The organism is Shimia sp. R9_3 (assembly GCF_017743755.1).
Taxonomy (GTDB): Bacteria; Pseudomonadota; Alphaproteobacteria; order Rhodobacterales; family Rhodobacteraceae; genus Shimia.
Map to the genome: position 1 here is coordinate 887,692 of NZ_JAGHRP010000001.1, position 17,178 is coordinate 904,869.

Annotated in this window: 12 protein-coding genes; 6 read left to right on the forward strand and 6 right to left on the reverse strand. The window is 59.4% G+C overall.

The genetic code is table 11. The features are described 5' to 3' along the window. Positions 1–23: 23 nt before the first annotated feature. Positions 24–1,601, reverse strand: coding sequence for a DUF5928 domain-containing protein (locus J7412_RS04185; RefSeq protein WP_209077345.1), 1,578 nt, complete (start codon positions 1,599–1,601; stop codon positions 24–26). A gap of 148 nt (positions 1,602–1,749) precedes the next feature. Here J7412_RS04185 and J7412_RS04190 point away from each other — a divergent pair, with 148 nt between their 5' ends. Both J7412_RS04190 and J7412_RS04195 read left to right on the forward strand, forming a co-directional pair. Beyond that, entirely contained in the window at positions 1,750–2,568 is an 819-nt protein-coding gene (locus tag J7412_RS04190; protein ID WP_209059930.1) for a sulfotransferase family protein, read from the forward strand. A 264-nt stretch (positions 2,569–2,832) separates the two neighbouring features. Continuing rightward, positions 2,833–3,738, forward strand: coding sequence for a LysR family transcriptional regulator (locus tag J7412_RS04195; RefSeq protein WP_209077347.1), 906 nt, complete (start codon positions 2,833–2,835; stop codon positions 3,736–3,738). A gap of 125 nt (positions 3,739–3,863) precedes the next feature. Here the strand turns inward: J7412_RS04195 and J7412_RS04200 are convergent, their stop codons facing one another. The 4 genes from J7412_RS04200 to J7412_RS04215 form a co-directional block, all read right to left on the reverse strand. Continuing rightward, positions 3,864–5,891: an NADPH-dependent 2,4-dienoyl-CoA reductase gene (locus J7412_RS04200; RefSeq protein ID WP_348540459.1), complete on the reverse strand. Its 2,028-nt coding sequence runs from the start codon at positions 5,889–5,891 to the stop codon at positions 3,864–3,866. A gap of 340 nt (positions 5,892–6,231) precedes the next feature. Next, positions 6,232–9,750 carry a DNA polymerase III subunit alpha gene (gene dnaE, locus J7412_RS04205; RefSeq protein ID WP_209077351.1) on the reverse strand — a complete coding sequence of 1,173 codons (3,519 nt, stop codon included), beginning with the start codon at positions 9,748–9,750 and terminating at the stop codon, positions 6,232–6,234. Positions 9,751–9,892: 142 nt separating this feature from the next. Then, entirely contained in the window at positions 9,893–10,087 is a 195-nt protein-coding gene (locus J7412_RS04210) for a SlyX family protein (RefSeq protein WP_209077555.1), read from the reverse strand. Positions 10,088–10,182: 95 nt separating this feature from the next. Continuing rightward, positions 10,183–10,749 (reverse strand): carboxymuconolactone decarboxylase family protein, encoded by a 567-nt coding sequence (locus J7412_RS04215; RefSeq protein WP_209059951.1) that lies wholly within the window; start codon positions 10,747–10,749, stop codon positions 10,183–10,185. A 111-nt stretch (positions 10,750–10,860) separates the two neighbouring features. Between J7412_RS04215 and J7412_RS04220 the strand changes: the two genes are divergently transcribed. Then, a complete protein-coding gene (locus tag J7412_RS04220; RefSeq protein ID WP_209077353.1) occupies positions 10,861–11,433 on the forward strand; it encodes a TetR/AcrR family transcriptional regulator in 573 nt (190 codons plus the stop codon). A 30-nt stretch (positions 11,434–11,463) separates the two neighbouring features. On the opposite strand, the gene J7412_RS04225 is transcribed toward J7412_RS04220, so the two are convergent. Next, positions 11,464–13,521, reverse strand: a complete 2,058-nt coding sequence (locus tag J7412_RS04225; protein WP_209077355.1) for a bifunctional diguanylate cyclase/phosphodiesterase — start codon at positions 13,519–13,521, stop codon at positions 11,464–11,466. 199 nt (positions 13,522–13,720) lie between these two features. On the opposite strand from J7412_RS04225, the gene hisS reads away from it, so the two are divergent. From hisS to hisG, 3 genes are read left to right on the forward strand one after another with little or no spacing between them, the layout of a single operon-like run. Beyond that, a complete protein-coding gene (gene hisS, locus J7412_RS04230) occupies positions 13,721–15,223 on the forward strand; it encodes a histidine--tRNA ligase (protein WP_209077357.1) in 1,503 nt (500 codons plus the stop codon). Then, a complete protein-coding gene (locus tag J7412_RS04235; protein WP_209077359.1) occupies positions 15,223–16,308 on the forward strand; it encodes an ATP phosphoribosyltransferase regulatory subunit in 1,086 nt (361 codons plus the stop codon). Before hisS ends, J7412_RS04235 begins: the two co-directional genes overlap by 1 nt. Further along, complete coding sequence (gene hisG, locus J7412_RS04240; RefSeq protein WP_209077361.1) at positions 16,305–17,003, forward strand: ATP phosphoribosyltransferase; 699 nt, start codon at positions 16,305–16,307, stop codon at positions 17,001–17,003. Before J7412_RS04235 ends, hisG begins: the two co-directional genes overlap by 4 nt. Positions 17,004–17,178: the final 175 nt, after the last annotated feature.

Genomic DNA, 17,178 nt, shown 5'->3' on the forward strand with positions numbered 1-17,178 from the left:
TACGGCGGGCAAAGGCACCTTGCTTAGTCGCTGAACAGATAGTCCGTGCGGGCGACTTCGCGGGCGGCTTCCTCGTTGACATGCAGGAAGTCCGTCAGGGCTTTCACATGGGTTTCCTCAGTGCCGCCCTCGATCATGCGGGAGAGGTTCTCAAAGCCAGCGTCGCGGATGCGGTCACTTTCGTTGAAGATGTCCCGTTTGATGGTTGGCAGGAGCCGTTCCAATGTTTCCCGAGGGGTCTGCTCTCCGGCGAGGCCAATCCGGATGGCGTGGCCCGTCAGGTACTGATCGGTGAAGTCACACTGGATTTCCAGCATCCGCGTGGTGGAGCGGTCGCTGAAGAAATCCTGCATCAGATCCAGCGCGCTGGGGTCGAGGCAGATCAGCAGGCGATCGGTGTCGTAATAGTCAAACAACATCCGCATCAACGCGCGGCGGTGGCGCGTGCGTTTGCCCAGAGTGGACTGAATGCCACCCAAATCGGGGAGCGGCGTGCCTTCCTCGTTGAAGAGGTAGGCGATGGTCGGGATGTTGGTGGTCTGGCTGATTTTGTCGAGCAGGCGTTTGGCGACGTGCCATTTCTTGCACACCAAGAGCATCAACTCACGGTCCCGGCCCAGCGTACTTTCGGTCTCCCAAAAACGGCTGGCAAAGCGCTTGCCCTGACGACCGCGCCCGGTGAGGAAATGGAACAGGCTGGGGCCTTCGGCAGAAATCTGAAACTGCACACCTTTCTCCGCATAAAGTTGCCCCAGACGTTCCTTGAGCTCTAAGGCTTCGGGGCTGATCTTGCGCGCAAAGAGGTAATCCTGACTGATCAACAGATCATAGTGATCGTTGTAAAATGTCAGGGGCATCCCGTAGTCGGTGAACATCAGGAAGGTCAGCGTTCGGGAGCGGATCTCCTCAGTTGGCACCAGATGGCGCACTAGCGTCTGGAAAAACGTCTCATCTGGAATCCAAGTGGTGCGGAAAAAGCGCATCACATCGCGGCGTTTCTGCGTGAAATTCAGCACCGCCTCGATGGTCTGGCGGCGCAGACACCACCATTGGCTGCCAATCATCACCTGAATGTCGGCGGGAACTTCGCGTTTCAGGCCCAGCTTTTTCTGCAGATTGAACGTCGTATAAAAGCGGCGTTTCTGGGTGCGCTCGTTGAACCAGTGGCGATAGATCAGGCGCTCGGCCTTCATGCCGGTTTTGATCCAGTCGCTCTCAAAGAAATCAAAGCTCTCGATGAAATCCACATCGTTCTCATCCAGGAAATTGTGGATGTACTCAGAAGATTTGATCACCATGCAGTCGCCAGACAGCATGTAAAAATGCGAGGCGCGCGGGAATTTTTTGACCGCGGTTTCCACCGCGTTCAGTGTCGCCTCCACCAGAGACCACTCGCCCCAGCCACATTTGATCCGCTTTTCGGCAAAGGCCACATTGGGATTGGTTCCCAGCGCCTCTTGCAGCATGCGAAAGTGCTCCGGTTTGGCACGCGCATCAAAGTGAATGGAGATGTGGTCACCCGTGGCCGTCAGACGCTCCGCCTGTTTGATGATGGCTTCGGGATCCTTGTGGCACAGAAGAATGTAAGCAATTCTCGCCATCTAGCCTCTTTGATCCCCACTTTGACGTCTTGTAATTATCCATTTAAAGATGAACACGCGTTGAATAAACAGACTTTGTTTGGAATTTTAAAATACGTACAGAGATCGTGGCATTTGAGCGAAGCACGGCGGTAACGGAGGCAGAGCAATGGGATTTCCCGGCACCTGGATGACGGAAAGTGAGAGCGTGGTGTACCGTGTGGTGCCCAAATGCGCTTGCTCGACGATCGGGCAGATCATGTATTACTCCGATCATGGCACGTTTTTTGACGGTGATATCCATGACGCCAAGGGCGGGATGCACAAATGGGCGCTGGAAGGCAGCCATCAGCCGATCACGGACAATGTACGTGACCACCGCTCTTATGCGTTCACCTGTGTGCGCAATCCTTACACGCGCATCCTGTCGTCTTTCTTTGACAAGATCTGCGGCATTCAGCGCAACGGCAAACGCTATCGCGGCAATCTGGTGCCGATGTTGGTGCAGAAATACGGGATCGAAGTGGGCGGCGATGACGGCAAACAGGAGTTTGACCAGATCCAGAGCTTCCGCCGCTTCCTGCTGTTTGCACGCGACACCATTCGCTGGCGGCGCCCGATGGACCCGGACATTCACTGGTCGGCCATGTCAGGCCATATCTCCACTTTCATCGTGAACGGCGGCGCCTACGACAAGATTTTCTGGACCGAGCAGTTCAACGACGGCATGCAAAGCGTGTTGGATCAGATCGAGACACCGCATGCGGTGGATTTGGCGAGCATCCCGCGCTTTAACGAATCCGAGGGCCACGGCCCCAAGCGCGCGCATCCGGTTGAGGACTATTTCGACGATCTGTCGATGCATCTGGTCTATGAAATCTACAAACGCGATTTCCACCTGTTCAAATATGATTTCGAGAATCCGGCCAACAAAATGCCGATTGGGGAAATCGATCTGGACGAGGTTCACGCCAAACTGGGCGACTGATCGGCGGGCCGACCCGTCTTTCTGGCGAGGCTGTGCACAATAGAGATGTTTGTGACCTGAACTGTCCGGGCAGTCTTTCACATAGGTTGAGAGCGGTTTTTTATGTGTTTCTGGGGCCTTATGGGCTGTGGAAACCGAATGTTTCCCTGTTTCCATGCCGCAAACGATCCCATGAAAACCCCGATATTGTCCGGCCTCTGCCCATATCCTGCCCGATTCCGGCGTCATAGATGGTGCTCAAGCGAGTAACTAGAGGACACCAGCATGGATCGCCTGACCGAGATGGAAGCTTTTGCCACTGTTGTGGATCAGGGCGGATTCACGGATGCCGCCAAGAAGATGGGCATTTCCAAATCTGCGGTGTCAAAGCACGTCTCTTCCCTTGAAGCCCGTCTGGGCGCGCGCCTGTTGAACCGCACCACCCGCCGTGTCTCACCCACGGAGATTGGTCTGGCCTATTATGACCGCGCCCGGCGGGTTTTGAATGACGCAGGCGAGGCGGATGCGCTGGTGACGTCGATGCAATCGGCGCCCTCGGGGCTGTTGCGGATCTCTGTTGCGACAGATTTTGGGGTCAATCACCTCTCCCCTGTGTTGGGCGATTTTCTGGCGGAATTCCCTGATATCACAGTGAATATGGTGCTGAACAACCGCTATGTGGAGCTGATTTCTGAAGGCTTTGATATGGCGATCCGCATTGGAGAGCTGGAAGACAGCACCCTGCGGGCGCGCAAATTGGCTGAGACCACCAAACGTATGATCGCGAGCCCGGCCTACTTTGAGAAATACGGCCGTCCGGAGAAGATTGACGATCTGAACCACCACAAGCTGTTGCATTATTCCAGCCAGGCCAATGGCGCTGTTTGGAAACTGACCGCGCCGTCTGGCGAAAAGCGGCAGGTGCGCACGGCGGGTTGGCTTTCGGTGAATGACGGGCAATCCCTTCTGAACGCGGCACAATCTGGCCTCGGCATCGCCTATCTGCCGAATTTCCTCTATGCGGATGCGCTGGAGCAGGGGCTGGTTGAGGAAGCCATTCCGGATCTGCCTATTGAGACACAAGGCATCTATGCCGTTTACCCGCCCGGCCGCTTTACGCAGCCCAAGGTGCGCGCGTTTATTGACTTTCTGGTCCACGCTTTTGGCGACAAAGGCCCTGCCAACTGGTAATTTTCCCTGGCTTTCTATGAAAGCAACCTTAGCTCGGGTTCCTTGTGAACTCGGGCTTTTTCTTTTGTGCGGGCGACAAAAAAAGGGAGCGACTGGCGCTCCCCTTTGTTATTCTTATCAGGGCCTTACAAGCTTGCAGCGAGCCGTGTGCCCTGGTTGATCGCGCGTTTTGCGTCAAGCTCGGCAGCAACATCCGCGCCGCCAATCACGTGGCAGGTGACGCCTTCGGCCTCCAGCGCATCGGCCAGGCTGCGGTCAGACAGCTGACCGGCGCAGATCACCACGTTGTCGACTGCGATCACCCGAGGGTTTTCGCGGGCTTCGCCAAAGGAAATGTGCAGGCCGTCATCGTCAATCCGCTCGTAGTTCACGCCACCAAGCATCTCGACGTTCTTCATTTTAAGCGCCGCGCGATGGATCCAACCGGTTGTTTTCCCAAGACCTTTGCCAAGCGCTTTGGCCTTACGCTGCATCAGGGTGACCTCTCGCGCCGGAGCGTGGGGCTGGGCCCCTTCAGGGGCGAGGCCGCCGCGGTGCTCTTCGGGATCAGAGACACCCCATTCCACCATCCATTCCGGCAGATTCTCGGTGAGGCTTTCCCCTTCGTGGACAAGGAATTCGGAGACGTCAAAACCGATGCCGCCTGCGCCGATGACGGCGACCTTTTTGCCGACAGGCTTTTTGTCGCGCAGCACATCGAGATAGCTCATCACCTCGGGGCGGTCTTGACCCGGAATGCCCGGATCGCGGGGCACGATGCCGGTGGCGATGATGACCTCGTCAAAGCCTGCCAATGTGTTGGCGGTTGCCTCGATGTTCAGGCGCACCTCGATGTCGAGATCGGTGATCATGGTTTCATACCAGTCCACCAACCCCCAGAATTCCTCTTTGCCGGGGATCTGTTTGGCCACGTTGAGCTGGCCGCCCAATTTGTCGGCGCGGTCGATCAGCGTGACCTTGTGGCCGCGCTGTGCAGCGGTCATTGCAGCGGACAGACCGGCTGGTCCAGCGCCAACAACGGCGATGGACTTCACCGCATCCGCAGCAAGGATCGGCAATTCGGTTTCATGACAAGCCCTTGGATTCACAAGACAAGATGTGAGCTTGCCGCCAAATGTGTGATCCAGGCACGCCTGGTTGCAGCCGATGCAGGGGGCGATGTGGGCGGCTTTGCCTTCGGCGGCTTTGTTGACAAAATCGCTGTCCGCCAAGAAGGGGCGGGCCATGGAAATCATGTCGGCGCAGCCCTCGGCCAGCACCTCTTCGGCCACTTCAGGCGTGTTGATGCGGTTGGAGGTGATCACGGGGATGCCGACCTTGCCCATCAGCTTTTTGGTTACCCATGCAAAGGCGCGGCGGGGCACGGAGGTGGCGATGGTCGGGATGCGCGCTTCGTGCCAGCCGATGCCGGTGTTGATGATGGTTGCGCCTGCTTTTTCAATCTCTTGCGCCAGCTGCACCACTTCTTCGTGGGTGGAGCCATTGGGCACCAGATCAATCATCGACAAACGGTAGATGATGATGAAATCCTCACCGACAGCTTCGCGGCAGCGGCGCACCACTTCGATGGGCAGTCGGATGCGGTTTTCGTAAGACCCGCCCCAGCGGTCCGTGCGTTTGTTCACATGGGTGACAATGAACTGATTGAGGAAATAGCCCTCGCTGCCCATGATCTCCACACCGTCGTATCCGGCCTCACGCGCCCGGACAGTGGCGGTGATAAAGCCTTGAATTTGCTTTTCAATTCCCTCTTCGTCCAGCTCCTTTGGTGGGAAGGGAGAGATCGGGGATTTGATCGGGGAGGCCGACACACATTCAGGGCCATAGGCATAGCGACCGGCATGCAGGATCTGCATGGCGATCTTGCCACCGGCCTCATGGACACGGTCGGTCACCACCTTGTGGTTGGCGATGTCCTGATCTGAAAACAGCCCTGCCGCGCCGGGGAAAACGCCGCCCTCTTTGGAAGGGGCCATGCCGCCTGTGACGATCAGGCCAACGCCGCCGCGGGCGCGTTCAGCATAAAATTCCGCCACCCGATTCCAGTCTTTGGTTTCTTCCAGACCGGTGTGCATCGAGCCCATCAGGACGCGGTTTTTCAGAGTGGTAAAGCCCAGATCAAGCGGGGCCAGCATATGGGGATATTGAGTCACAGGTGCCTCCATCGGTGCCTCCTCATTTCCGGTTGACCAAAACGTAAAGTGGGGGCGCTGTCACCCCTGAACGCGGCGTCATCGCCGCAGCGTTATGGCCAAAGTGTTGCGCGGCGATTGGGCCATATTAACCATAAATCGCGACGTCGGTATTGCGTCTGTATCGCGGCTGTATTGCGTAGGTGCCAAATTCAGGCGGCTGCAAAACCTTAAGGCGGCGCGCGTTGCGCCTTCCTCTTGCGGAAAATATCCCGGGTGAAGCCCCATCTGTGATGGGGCGAGGGCAGAGCCCTCTACAGGCTCAGCGCAGCTGAGCCAGGCCCAAGCGCAGCGCGGGAGTTTAGACCTCCTGCACCGCCATCACGCCTTCGACGGATTTCAGCGCGCTTTTGATCTGGGGATTGACCGGGAACCCTGCGCCCGCGTCGATCTCCACCTCGCCGGGCAGCTCCATATTGGTGAGGCAGAACATGATCGGGCCTTTGGGGGCCTTGGGCATGCTCTCCTTTGCGCCCTGCAGGATGTTGGCCACCGGCCCCACGGCGCTGGCATCATCCAGGAATATCTTGAGGCCCGCGTTTCCGGCATCCGCAACAATCGTGTCCACCGGTGTCATGGATTGGGCCAGCAGTTTGAGCTGGTCACTTTCCATCTCCGCCTTCACGGTCACCACCACCTTGGAGCCGGTCTCCAGGTACTCGCGGCATTTTTCCAGCGTGTCGGAGAAGATCGTGACTTCATAGGCCCCGGTCGGATCAGAAAGCTGGGCAAAGGCAAAGCGGTTGCCGCGCGCGGATTTGCGTTCCTGTCGGCCGGAAACACGACCGGCGAGCTTGGCGATACAGGCCCCGCCGCGCGCCTTGTCGGTGAGCTCGTCCAGCGTGAGCACCTGCTTGCGTTTCAGCGCGGCCATGTAATCTTCGAGCGGGTGACCTGAGAGGAAGAAGCCAATCGCCTTGGCTTCCTCATCCAGACGCTCGGCCTGTAGCCAGTCTCCGGCGGAGGAGAGGCGCGGCTCTGGCAGGTCATCTCCGGCCTCCCCAAAGAGCGAAACCTGATTGGAGGTCTTCTGCTCATGAATGGCGGCGGAATAGTTCACCAGCCCATCGAGGCTTTCCAGCACGCGGCGGCGGTTGCCATCGAGCTGATCAAAGGCGCCTGAGCGGGCAAGCATTTCCAGCGGGCGTTTGCCCACTTTCTTCAGGTCGACCCGGCGGGCAAAATCAAACAGCGTGGCAAAAGGCCTGTCCTGCCCGTCGACCTTGCGGCCTTCGGTGACGAGCTTCATCGCCTCTACACCGACGTTTTTGAGCGCCCCAAGAGCGTAGACCAACGCGCCGTCGACCACTTTGAAGGTGGCATCAGAGCGGTTCACGCAGGGTGGCACATAGGGCAGTTTGAGGGCCTTTTTGACCTCTTCAAAATAGACCGCGAGCTTATCGGTGAGGTGGATATCGCAGTTCATCACCCCGGCCATGAACTCAACCGGATGGTTGGCTTTGAGCCAGGCGGTCTGATAGCTCACCACCGCATAGGCGGCCGCGTGGGATTTGTTAAAGCCGTAGTTGGCGAATTTTTCCAGAAGGTCGAAAACCTCGGAGGCTTTCTTGGCTGGAACGCCGTTTTCCGCCGCGCCTTTTTCGAATTTCGGGCGCTCGGCGTCCATCGCCTCTTTGATCTTCTTACCCATGGCGCGGCGCAGCAGGTCGGCGCCGCCAAGGGAGTAGCCCGCCATGACCTGCGCGATCTGCATCACCTGTTCCTGATAAACGATGATGCCCTGGGTTTCCTCAAGGATGTGGTCGATCAGCGGGTGGACAGATTCGATCTCGCGCTGCCCGTTTTTGACCTCGCAATAGACCGGGATGTTTTCCATCGGACCCGGACGGTAGAGCGCCACAAGCGCAACGATGTCCTCGATACAGGTCGGTTTCATGCGCTTGAGCGCATCCATCATGCCGGTGGATTCCACCTGGAACACGGCGACGGTTTTGGCGTCGGAGTAAAGCTTGTAGGTCGGCCCGTCATCCAGCGGGATGGCGTTGATCTGGTTTTCGGCCCCCTCGGCAGGCTCATAAAGCTGGGTGCCATCGGCGGCCACATGCAGCGGGCGGCCCGAGCTGTGGATTTGCTCAATTGCGTTCTGGATCACCGTCAGGGTTTTCAGGCCCAAGAAGTCGAACTTCACAAGGCCCGCCTGTTCGACCCATTTCATATTGAACTGGGTGGCGGGCATGTCAGAACGCGGATCCTGATATAGCGGCACCAGCGCATCCAGCGGACGGTCGCCAATCACCACACCGGCGGCGTGGGTGGAGGCGTTGCGCAGAAGCCCTTCAACCTGTTGGCCGTAGGTCAGGAGGCGGTTCACCACCTCCTCGTTTTCGGCCTCTTCGCGCAGGCGCGGCTCTTCCTTGAGGCTGTCGGCGATGGACATGGGCTTCACGCCCTCCACCGGGATCAGCTTGGAGAGGCGATCCACCTGACCGTAAGGCATTTGCAGAACACGGCCGATGTCGCGCACGGCGGCTTTGGACAGAAGCGCACCAAAGGTGATGATCTGCCCCACTTTGTCGCGGCCGTACTTCTGCTGCACATATTTGATGACCTCCTCGCGGCGGTCCATGCAGAAGTCGATGTCAAAGTCGGGCATCGAGACCCGTTCCGGGTTGAGGAAGCGTTCAAACAGCAACGAATAGCGCAGCGGGTCAAGGTCGGTGATGGTGAGCGCATAGGCCACAAGGCTGCCCGCACCGGAGCCCCGGCCCGGGCCTACGGGGATGCCGTGGTCTTTGCCCCATTGGATAAAGTCCGCAACGATCAGGAAGTAGCCGGGAAAGCCCATGCCTTCGATGATGCCCAGCTCAAAATCGAGCCGTTCCTGATATTCCTCCACACTCACGGCGTGGGGGATCACCGCAAGGCGGGCCTGGAGACCTTCATTGGCGATGCGACGCAGCTCAGCCACCTCATCGTCGGCAAATTTGGGCAGGATCGGATCACGCAGATAGGTGGCAAAAGCGCAGCGTTTGGCGATTTCCACCGTGTTTTCAATTGCTTCAGGGAGATCGGCAAAAAGCGTGATCATCTCTTCCTGAGACTTAAAATAATGCTGCGGGGTCAGGCGGCGACGGCCGTCCTGTTGGTCCACATAAGTGCCCTCAGAGATACAGATCAGCGCGTCATGCGCCTCATACATATCGGTCGTCGGGAAATAGACGTCGTTGGTGGCGACCAGCGGGATGTCCATGGCGTAGGCCATCTCGATAAAGCCGCGCTCGGTCAGCTGCTCGGCCTCAGGCTTGCCGTGCTCGCCGGGGTGACGCTGCAGCTCCACATAAAGCCGGTCGTCAAAAATCTCTTTGAAACGGGTCATCATGGCGCGGGCGGCGTCGTGCTGGCCGTTGCGCATCATGCGGCCCATGGGGCCATCCGGCCCACCGGTGAGGCAGATCAACCCAGCAGAGCGCTCCGCCAGCTCCTCCATGGTGACCTGCGGCAGCTGCCCGCCTTTGTCCACATAAAGGCAGGAGGACAGCTTCATGAGGTTTTCATAGCCCTCTTCGCGCTGGCTCAGCAGTACGATGGGGGCCGGGGGTGGCGGGGCCGTGCGACCGGTCGGGTCGTTGTGGGGCATGTGCAGATCGACCTGACAGCCCACGATGGGCTGAATGCCCGCGTTTTGCGCCCCGACCGAGAACTCCAGCGCCGCAAACAGGCTGTTGGTGTCGGTGATGGCGACGGCGGGCATGCCCATCTTTTCACAAAGCGCGGGCAGTTTTTTCACGCGCACGGCGCCTTCCAGCAGAGAGTATTCCGTGTGGGTGCGCAGGTGAATGAATCGGGGAGCTGTGGTCATTGCCACAGGCTATCTCAGCCCCGCGGGGGAGGAAACACCCGCCAGCTTTCTCATTCCAAAAATATCCCGGGTGAAGTCACATCATTGATGTGACGAGGGCAGCGCCCTCAAGCAGGCTCAGCGCAGCTGAGCCACCGGACGGTCAATAGTGTGGCGGGCGTTCGTCGCCGATCACCACACCGCCGCCGCCTTCGGCTTCGCGGCTGGCCTCGCGTTCCATCAGCATGTGCACACGGCGGGTGAGCAGGGCGATCTCGCTGTCCTGACGGGCCACAACATCGCTGAGATCCTCGATGGTGCGGGTCAGGTGGGCAATCTGTTCTTCAAGCTTTTGCACGGTGTGTTCCATGCGCCTGCCATAGGCGTGAAGGGGCCGCGCCGTCAAGCGCAGCCCCGTGTTTTGCTCTGTTGACCCCGAAGGGCCCGGCGGGATTACACCTCCAGAGGGGTGTTGCCGCGTTCCCATTTCAGCGGGTGGAACACTTCGTCGACCGGGGTTTGTGCTACGTGGTTGACGTAGTTGGACATGGTTTTCTGCGCCAGACCGAGGATCACGTCCAGCACCGCGCGGTGGCCGTAGCCTGCGTCAAAGAAGGCTTTCATCTGGGCTTCAGACACGTTGCCGCGCTCACGCACCATCTGCACGGTGAAGGTGCGCAGAGCTTCCAGCTTGGCGGAAGGCAGCGGGGTTTCGTTGCGCAGCGCCTCGGTGATCTCGTCAGACACCTTCATCATTTTCGCGATGCCGGTGTGGGCTGGCACACAGTAGTGGCAGGCGTGCTCTACGTTGATGGACTGCCACACAACGGTCAGCTCATCGGCGTCAAAATCGGTCTCGGTGAAGAGTTTGTGCAGCAGCTGGTAGCCTTCATAGGCCTGTGGGCTCTCTGCCAGAACCTTGTGCAGACCGGGCAGGCGGCCAAAGGCTTTCTGGGAGTTTTCCAGCAGCGGCTTGGAGGCTTCTGGGGCGGTTTCGAGGTCGTGGGACGGGAAGCTCATGAGGATTATTCCTGTGATTCAGTGTCGATGAGACTCATTTAGGCTTTATTGAGTGATCACTCAAGTATATTGTTGAGCAATCATTCAAGAATTAGCCGTAACGAGTCCGTGATGCCCCGAAAGCCAAACTATGACCGCCAAGAGTTGATAGGCCGCGCCCGTGATCTGTTCTGGCAGCGCGGCTGGGCGGGCACGTCGCTCAAGGATCTGGAGGCAGAACTTCAGATGAAGCCGGGCAGCTTTTATGCGGCTTTCGGCTCCAAGGACGCGCTGTTTGAGCTGGCCCTAAATCAATATGCCTCTGACGGGGTGGCGGGGCTGACCGCATTGGCGCAGGAGCTCGGGCCGCTTGAGGCGCTCAAGCGTTGGCCGCAGATTGCGATCGGCAATGGGGCGGCACCGGCAAAGGCCTGTATGCTATCCAAAACGCTGCTGGAGCTGCGGGCGCACAACCACCCGCTTGCTGAAACCGCGAGCCAGCATCTGTTGAAGATGGAAGCCACCTTTGCCGCCTTGTTTGCGCAGGCGCAGGCCGCCGGGGAGATTGATGCGGCGCATAACCCCAAGGCTTTGGCGCGGCGCTATCAGTCTGATCTGCTGGGGCTGCGCGTGTCAGCAGAGCGCGAAGGGGTGGATGGCGTTGCCATCGCGCAGGAGATCGCCGACGACCTCGGTGCGCTTTAGGCTTCGGTTCAGATCAGCCGTTGGTGCCGGTTAGCCCTTGGTGCCAGTCTGTGCTGCGCTTTCCGGCAGGTTGAGCGCGGTGCGCAGGTAGCCTTCTACATCCTCAAGCTCCAGCGGACGGGAGAAGAGATAGCCCTGACCCACGCGGTTGCCGACCCCGTGCAGCAGCGCGATCTGCTCTTCGGTTTCGATGCCTTCCACCACCAGATCAATGTCGAGCTGGCACAGCATATCGGCGAGGTGGCGAACCAGAATGTGGTTGTCATTGCCCGCGTGAATGTCGCGCACAAATTCCCGGTCAATCTTGATCTCGTCAAATTCCATGCGCAGCAGGTAGGCGAGTGAGGAATAGCCGGTGCCAAAATCATCCAGCGCGCTGCGCACGCCCTGTTTGCGCAGAGCGCCCATTGTGGCCTGAACCGCTTCCATCTTTTCCATTGCGGCGGTTTCGGTCACTTCCAGTGTCAGGAGCTCGGGATCAAAGCCCGTGGTCCAGAGAATGTCCTGAATGTCCTCGGCAAGGGACAGGCTGCGGAAGCTTTTGGCGGAGACATTGACCGAAATGGGCACCGGCACGCCCATATCCGCGCTCAGCGTTCTGGCAAAGCGGGCGGCTTTTTTGAGCACATAGAGGTCGAGGTCTTTCACCACGCCGGAGCTTTCGGCGATGGTGATGAACTCGTCCGGTGAGATGTCTTCCCCGTCCAGACGCCATCGCGCCAGCGCTTCAAACCCGCGGAACTGCCGGTTGCTCAGATTGACCTGAGGCTGCAGCGCGACACGGATGTCGTCATTTCGGATCGCGTCAGGCAGGCGCGCAGCGATGGTTTTCTGCCGCTGCATGCAGGCATCGATGACCTTGTCGTATTCCTGATAGGTGTTTTTGCCGAGCCCCTTGGCCGAATAAAGCGCGGCGTCTGCGGCCTTGAGCAATTCGCTTGGCGTTTGCCCCATGCCCTGATCGGCGCAGGCCAGACCAATGGAGCATTTCGGGGTGATGGACCAGTTCTCAAACTCCATCGGCCGGGTGACCTGCGCGAGCATACGCGGGGCCACTGCCGCGCCAAGGCTGAAGGCGTTGCGGGCGTTCCAGATCAGCGCAAATTCATCCCCGCCCAAGCGCGCGACCATGGCGTCCACCTCGCGGGTGGCTGCTTTCAGGCGCTGGGCGACCTCAACCAGCAGGGCATCACCGGCGGCGTGGCCCATGGTGTCGTTTACCAGTTTGAAGTCATCCAGATCCACCAGCGCCGCGGTCAGGGTGTTGCGTTCGGGCAGATCAAAACAGTCACGCAAATGCTCGTTGAAGAGTTTGCGGTTGGGCAGGCCGGTCAGCGGGTCATGGGACAGCAGGAACTTTTCCTTGGCGTCCGCCGCGTTTTTCATTTCCTCGATTTTGACCTGCGATTTCAGCTGCAGCACATGGAGGTTGCGGGCGTGTTCGCGAAAGCCGATGAGCCAGAAGACGGCCAGAGAGCCAAAGAACCAGACGGCGGCATATTTCGCATCTGCCAGCGCATTGGCGGTCATGTCGCGCTCAACAACATAGGCGCCCATCGCGTCGCCCAGTTGAAACACCTCTTCGCCAAGCAGCGTGTTGTGGCAGCTCACACAGGTTTCTTTTTCCGCAATCGACGGCACCAGGGTCCGACTGATGAGCCGGCCATTCTCCCAATGCTGTTCGTGCACCGGCGCGTGGTTTGATTGGTCTGAAAATTCGGCGATGACCTCGGACAGACGGGGATCATCCTCGCTGGTGCCAAGTTCCAGACCGGGCAGCCCCGGCATGCGCATCTGCGTGTTGGCGCGCCCGTCGCGTTCGACTTGTCCTGTGCTGGAGAAATGCTCGATACCAAGGCGCCGGAAATGCGCGGGAATAGGGGAGTCCTCGCCGCGCGCATCAGAAAAGACGGCCACAAAGCTGTCGGTCATTTCCACAAGCTGCAAACGCTCATGCTTGCTGATGTGGTTTTCCTCAACCCGCAGAACGGCAAAGAAGATCAGCGCAGTGCCAAGAGCAATTGCGATGGACCAAAGCAGTGTCTTGGTTTTTTCCGGCGCCAAGGACGGCAAAGTGAGGTCGGTCATCGAAAGGCCTGACAAATACGCATGTCGGAACATTTTTGTGCAAGTGTCCTTAGATTCGGTGAATCTTCCTTCGATTGCGGGGGCAGATTTGGGGCCGGGTGCCGTAAAGGCCGGGCGCTGTCATAAAGCCTTTCCTTGCTCCTCTGCGGGGCATTCTGTAAAGGCACAGGCGACGTAATTTCACTCAGGGACCATGGATATGGCCAAGCAGAAGAAAGCCCCCCGCCCCAAGGCAGTCACGCCAAAGGGGTTCCGCGACTATTTTGGTGTGGAGGTGACCGAGCGCACCGAGATGCTGCATCAGATCGCCGGGGTCTATCATCGCTATGGTTTTGAGGCGCTGGAAAGCAGCGCGGTGGAAACTGTTGAGGCGCTGGGCAAGTTCCTTCCCGATGTGGATCGCCCCAATGAAGGCGTGTTTGCCTGGCAGGAATTTGACGAGAAAGATCAGGGTGACTGGATGGCCCTGCGCTATGATCTGACCGCGCCTTTGGCGCGGGTCTATGCGCAGCACCGCAATGATTTGCCCAACCCTTATCGGCGTTATGCGATGGGGCCGGTGTGGCGCAACGAAAAGCCCGGACCGGGGCGCTATCGTCAGTTTTATCAATGTGATGCGGACACCGTAGGCACGGCGAGCATGGCGGCGGATGCTGAAATCTGCGCGATGCTCTCTGACACGCTGGAGACCGTGGGCATTCCGCGCGGGGATTTCCTTGTGCGGGTGAACAACCGCAAGGTCATGAATGGTGTGCTGGAAGTGATGGGACTTGGCGAAGACCTGGTTGCCCGCGACAACGTGCTGCGCACCATCGACAAGTTTGACAAGGTGGGCGAGAGCGGCGTGCGCGAATTGCTGGGCAAAGGCCGTCTGGATGCCTCCGGTGCCTATATCGATGGCGTGGGTCTGTCTGACGATCAGATCGAGCCGGTGATTGCCTTCCTGACCTCCAAAGCGGACGATGTGGCAAAGACCTTTGACAACCTGCGCGGCGCGGTTGGCGCTTCCAAAGTGGGCGCTGAGGGCATTGCTGAGCTGGAACAGATTGGGGAACTGCTGGCCGCAGGTGGCTATGGCAGCGACCGGATTGAGATTGACCCCTCCATTGTGCGCGGTTTGGGCTATTACACCGGGCCGGTGTTTGAAGCAGAGCTGACCTTTGAAATTCTCGACGAGAAGGGGCGCAAGCGGCAGTTTGGCTCTGTGTCTGGCGGTGGGCGTTATGATGGCCTGGTGAAGCGGTTCACCGGGCAAGAGGTGCCTGCGGTTGGGGTGTCCATCGGAGTGGATCGCCTGCTGGCGGCGTTGCGTGAAAAAGGCCGGATGGGTGGCGTGGCCAAGGGGCCAGTTGTGGTGACCGTGATGGATCGCGACCGGATGGCGGATTATCAGGCGATGGTGGCGGAGCTGCGCAATGCGGGCATTCGTGCAGAGGTCTACCTTGGCAATCCGAAGAACTTCGGCAACCAGCTGAAATACGCGGATAAGCGCAATAGCCCCGTGGCTGTGATCGAAGGTGGCGACGAGAAAGCCAACGGTGTGGTGCAGCTTAAAGACCTGATCTTGGGCGCAAAAATTGCCGAGAGCGCCACATTGGAAGAGTGGAAAGAGCGCCCGAGCCAGTTTGAAGTGCCACGCGGCGATCTGGTGGCGAAGGTGCGCGAAATTCTGGCGTCTCAGAGCGAAGAGCAGGCGGGCTGATGGCACAAAAATCCAAAATCCGCGCGCGGGCGGCGGCGCTGGCTGCCGGCTTTGAAGCGGCGGGTGCGGTGCCGGTGGAAACGCCGATTCTGCTGCCTGCGGACGCGCTTCTGGACCTTTATGGCGAAGACATTCGCGGGCGCGCTTATGTGACCTCGGATGCTTTGCGCGGCGAGCAGATGTTGCGGCCTGATTTCACGGTGCCTGTGGTGCAGATGCATATGGCGCATGGGGCGGAACCGGCGCGCTATACCTATGCGGGTGAGGTGTTCCGGCGGCAGGAAGATGATCCTGCGCGGGCCAATGAATATATGCAGGTCGGCTATGAGGTGTTTGACCGCGAGAACCCTGCGGCGAGTGATGCCGAGGTGTTTGCGGTGATGCAGGACGCGCTGAAAGGCGTGGAGCTGCGCGCCGCGACGGGCGACATCGGCATTCTGGCCGCAGCCGTAGCCGGGTTGGAAACCACCGAGCGGCGCAAGCGCGCTTTGGCACGCCACATCTGGCGGCCCCGGCGGTTTAAAGCGCTGCTGGATCGGTTTGCCGGGCGCAGCGAGGTGCCCGCAAGCCGGGCGGCGCTGTTGGCGGCGGAAGATCCGATGGCGCATGGTTTCACCGATATTGGTCTGCGGTCGCAATCTGAGGTGGCAGCGCGGATTGAGGCGTTGCGCGAAGATGCGGCGGCTGCGCCGATCTCGCCTTTGCAGGTGGAGCTGATCGAAGCGCTGCTGAATGTGCGTGAGACACTGCCCAATGCGCTTGAGCACATTCGCGACCTGGCGGTGGACATGCCCGCGATCAGCGGAGCCGCACGCCGGTTGCGCGAGCGTATGGAAGCGCTGGATGCGCGTGGCGTGGACGTGGAAAGCCTTGAGTTTGAGGCCAGCTATGGTCGCACCTCGATGGAATACTACGACGGGTTTGTCTTTGGCTTTTATGTGCCGGATCGGGCGGATCTGCCTGCGGTGGCCACGGGCGGACGTTATGATGCGCTGACGCAAGTGCTTGGTCAGGGACGGGAAATTCCGGCCGTGGGTGGTGTGATTCGCCCCGGCGTGTTGGTTGATCTGGAGGACGCGGCATGAGCATCAAGCTGGGTGTGCCCTCCAAAGGGCGGCTGATGGAGAAGACCTTTGACTGGTTTGGCGCGCGCGGTGTGCAGCTGAGCCGGACGGGATCAGATCGTGAATATGCAGGGGCCGTTGAAGGCGTTGAGGGCGTGGAGCTGGTGCTGCTGTCCGCAGGAGAAATCCCGCGTGAGCTGGCGGCAGGGCGCATTCACCTTGGCGTCACCGGCACCGATCTGGTGCGCGAAAAGCTCGGTCAATGGGAGCAGCAGGTTGCGGAGCTGGCGCTTTTGGGTTTTGGCCATGCGGATCTGATCATTGCGGTGCCGGGCTGTTGGGCCGATGTGGACACGCTCGATGATCTGGATGCGGCGGCCTCGGCCTTCCGAGAGACCCATGGGTTCCGGATGCGGATTGCCACCAAATATCACCGTCTGGTGCGGGAGTTCCTGCGCGACAACGGCGTGGCGGATTATCAGCTGGTGGACAGCCAAGGCGCGACCGAAGGCACGATCAAGAATATGACGGCGGAAGGCGTGGCGGATATCACCTCGACAGGGGATACGCTGCGGGCTAACCACTTAAAAATCCTGTCAGATGCCTTGGTGCTGAAGTCGCAGGCGACGCTGTTTAAAAGCCGCAAGGCGGCCATGACGGATGAAGAGCGCGCGACCATGAAGGCGCTTTTGCAGACGCTGGAGCTTGACGGCTAACGCCCGGAGCAAAGGCGGCTCAGCCGCCGCCGGGCATCGCCCGACCGACCGGACGGGAGGGCGATTTTGCTGACAACATCGCATATTTCAAACACCGGAGTGGTGCCGCTGAGATAAAGCGGCATCCTTTTTTTGTAGCTCGCCCACCCTCGGTCGGGCGTTGCCAATGGGCGGT

Bases quoted from the DNA above. Each gene is read 5' to 3' on its own strand.
- J7412_RS04185 (WP_209077345.1), bottom strand. From the start codon at position 1,601: ATGGCGAGAATTGCTTACATTCTTCTGTGCCACAAGGATCCCGAAGCC.
- J7412_RS04190 (WP_209059930.1), top strand. From the start codon at position 1,750: ATGGGATTTCCCGGCACCTGGATGACGGAAAGTGAGAGCGTGGTGTAC.
- J7412_RS04195 (WP_209077347.1), top strand. From the start codon at position 2,833: ATGGATCGCCTGACCGAGATGGAAGCTTTTGCCACTGTTGTGGATCAG.
- dnaE (WP_209077351.1), bottom strand. From the start codon at position 9,750: ATGACCACAGCTCCCCGATTCATTCACCTGCGCACCCACACGGAATAC.
- J7412_RS04215 (WP_209059951.1), bottom strand. From the start codon at position 10,749: ATGAGCTTCCCGTCCCACGACCTCGAAACCGCCCCAGAAGCCTCCAAG.
- J7412_RS04220 (WP_209077353.1), top strand. From the start codon at position 10,861: ATGCCCCGAAAGCCAAACTATGACCGCCAAGAGTTGATAGGCCGCGCC.
- J7412_RS04225 (WP_209077355.1), bottom strand. From the start codon at position 13,521: ATGACCGACCTCACTTTGCCGTCCTTGGCGCCGGAAAAAACCAAGACA.
- hisS (WP_209077357.1), top strand. From the start codon at position 13,721: ATGGCCAAGCAGAAGAAAGCCCCCCGCCCCAAGGCAGTCACGCCAAAG.
- J7412_RS04235 (WP_209077359.1), top strand. From the start codon at position 15,223: ATGGCACAAAAATCCAAAATCCGCGCGCGGGCGGCGGCGCTGGCTGCC.
- hisG (WP_209077361.1), top strand. From the start codon at position 16,305: ATGAGCATCAAGCTGGGTGTGCCCTCCAAAGGGCGGCTGATGGAGAAG.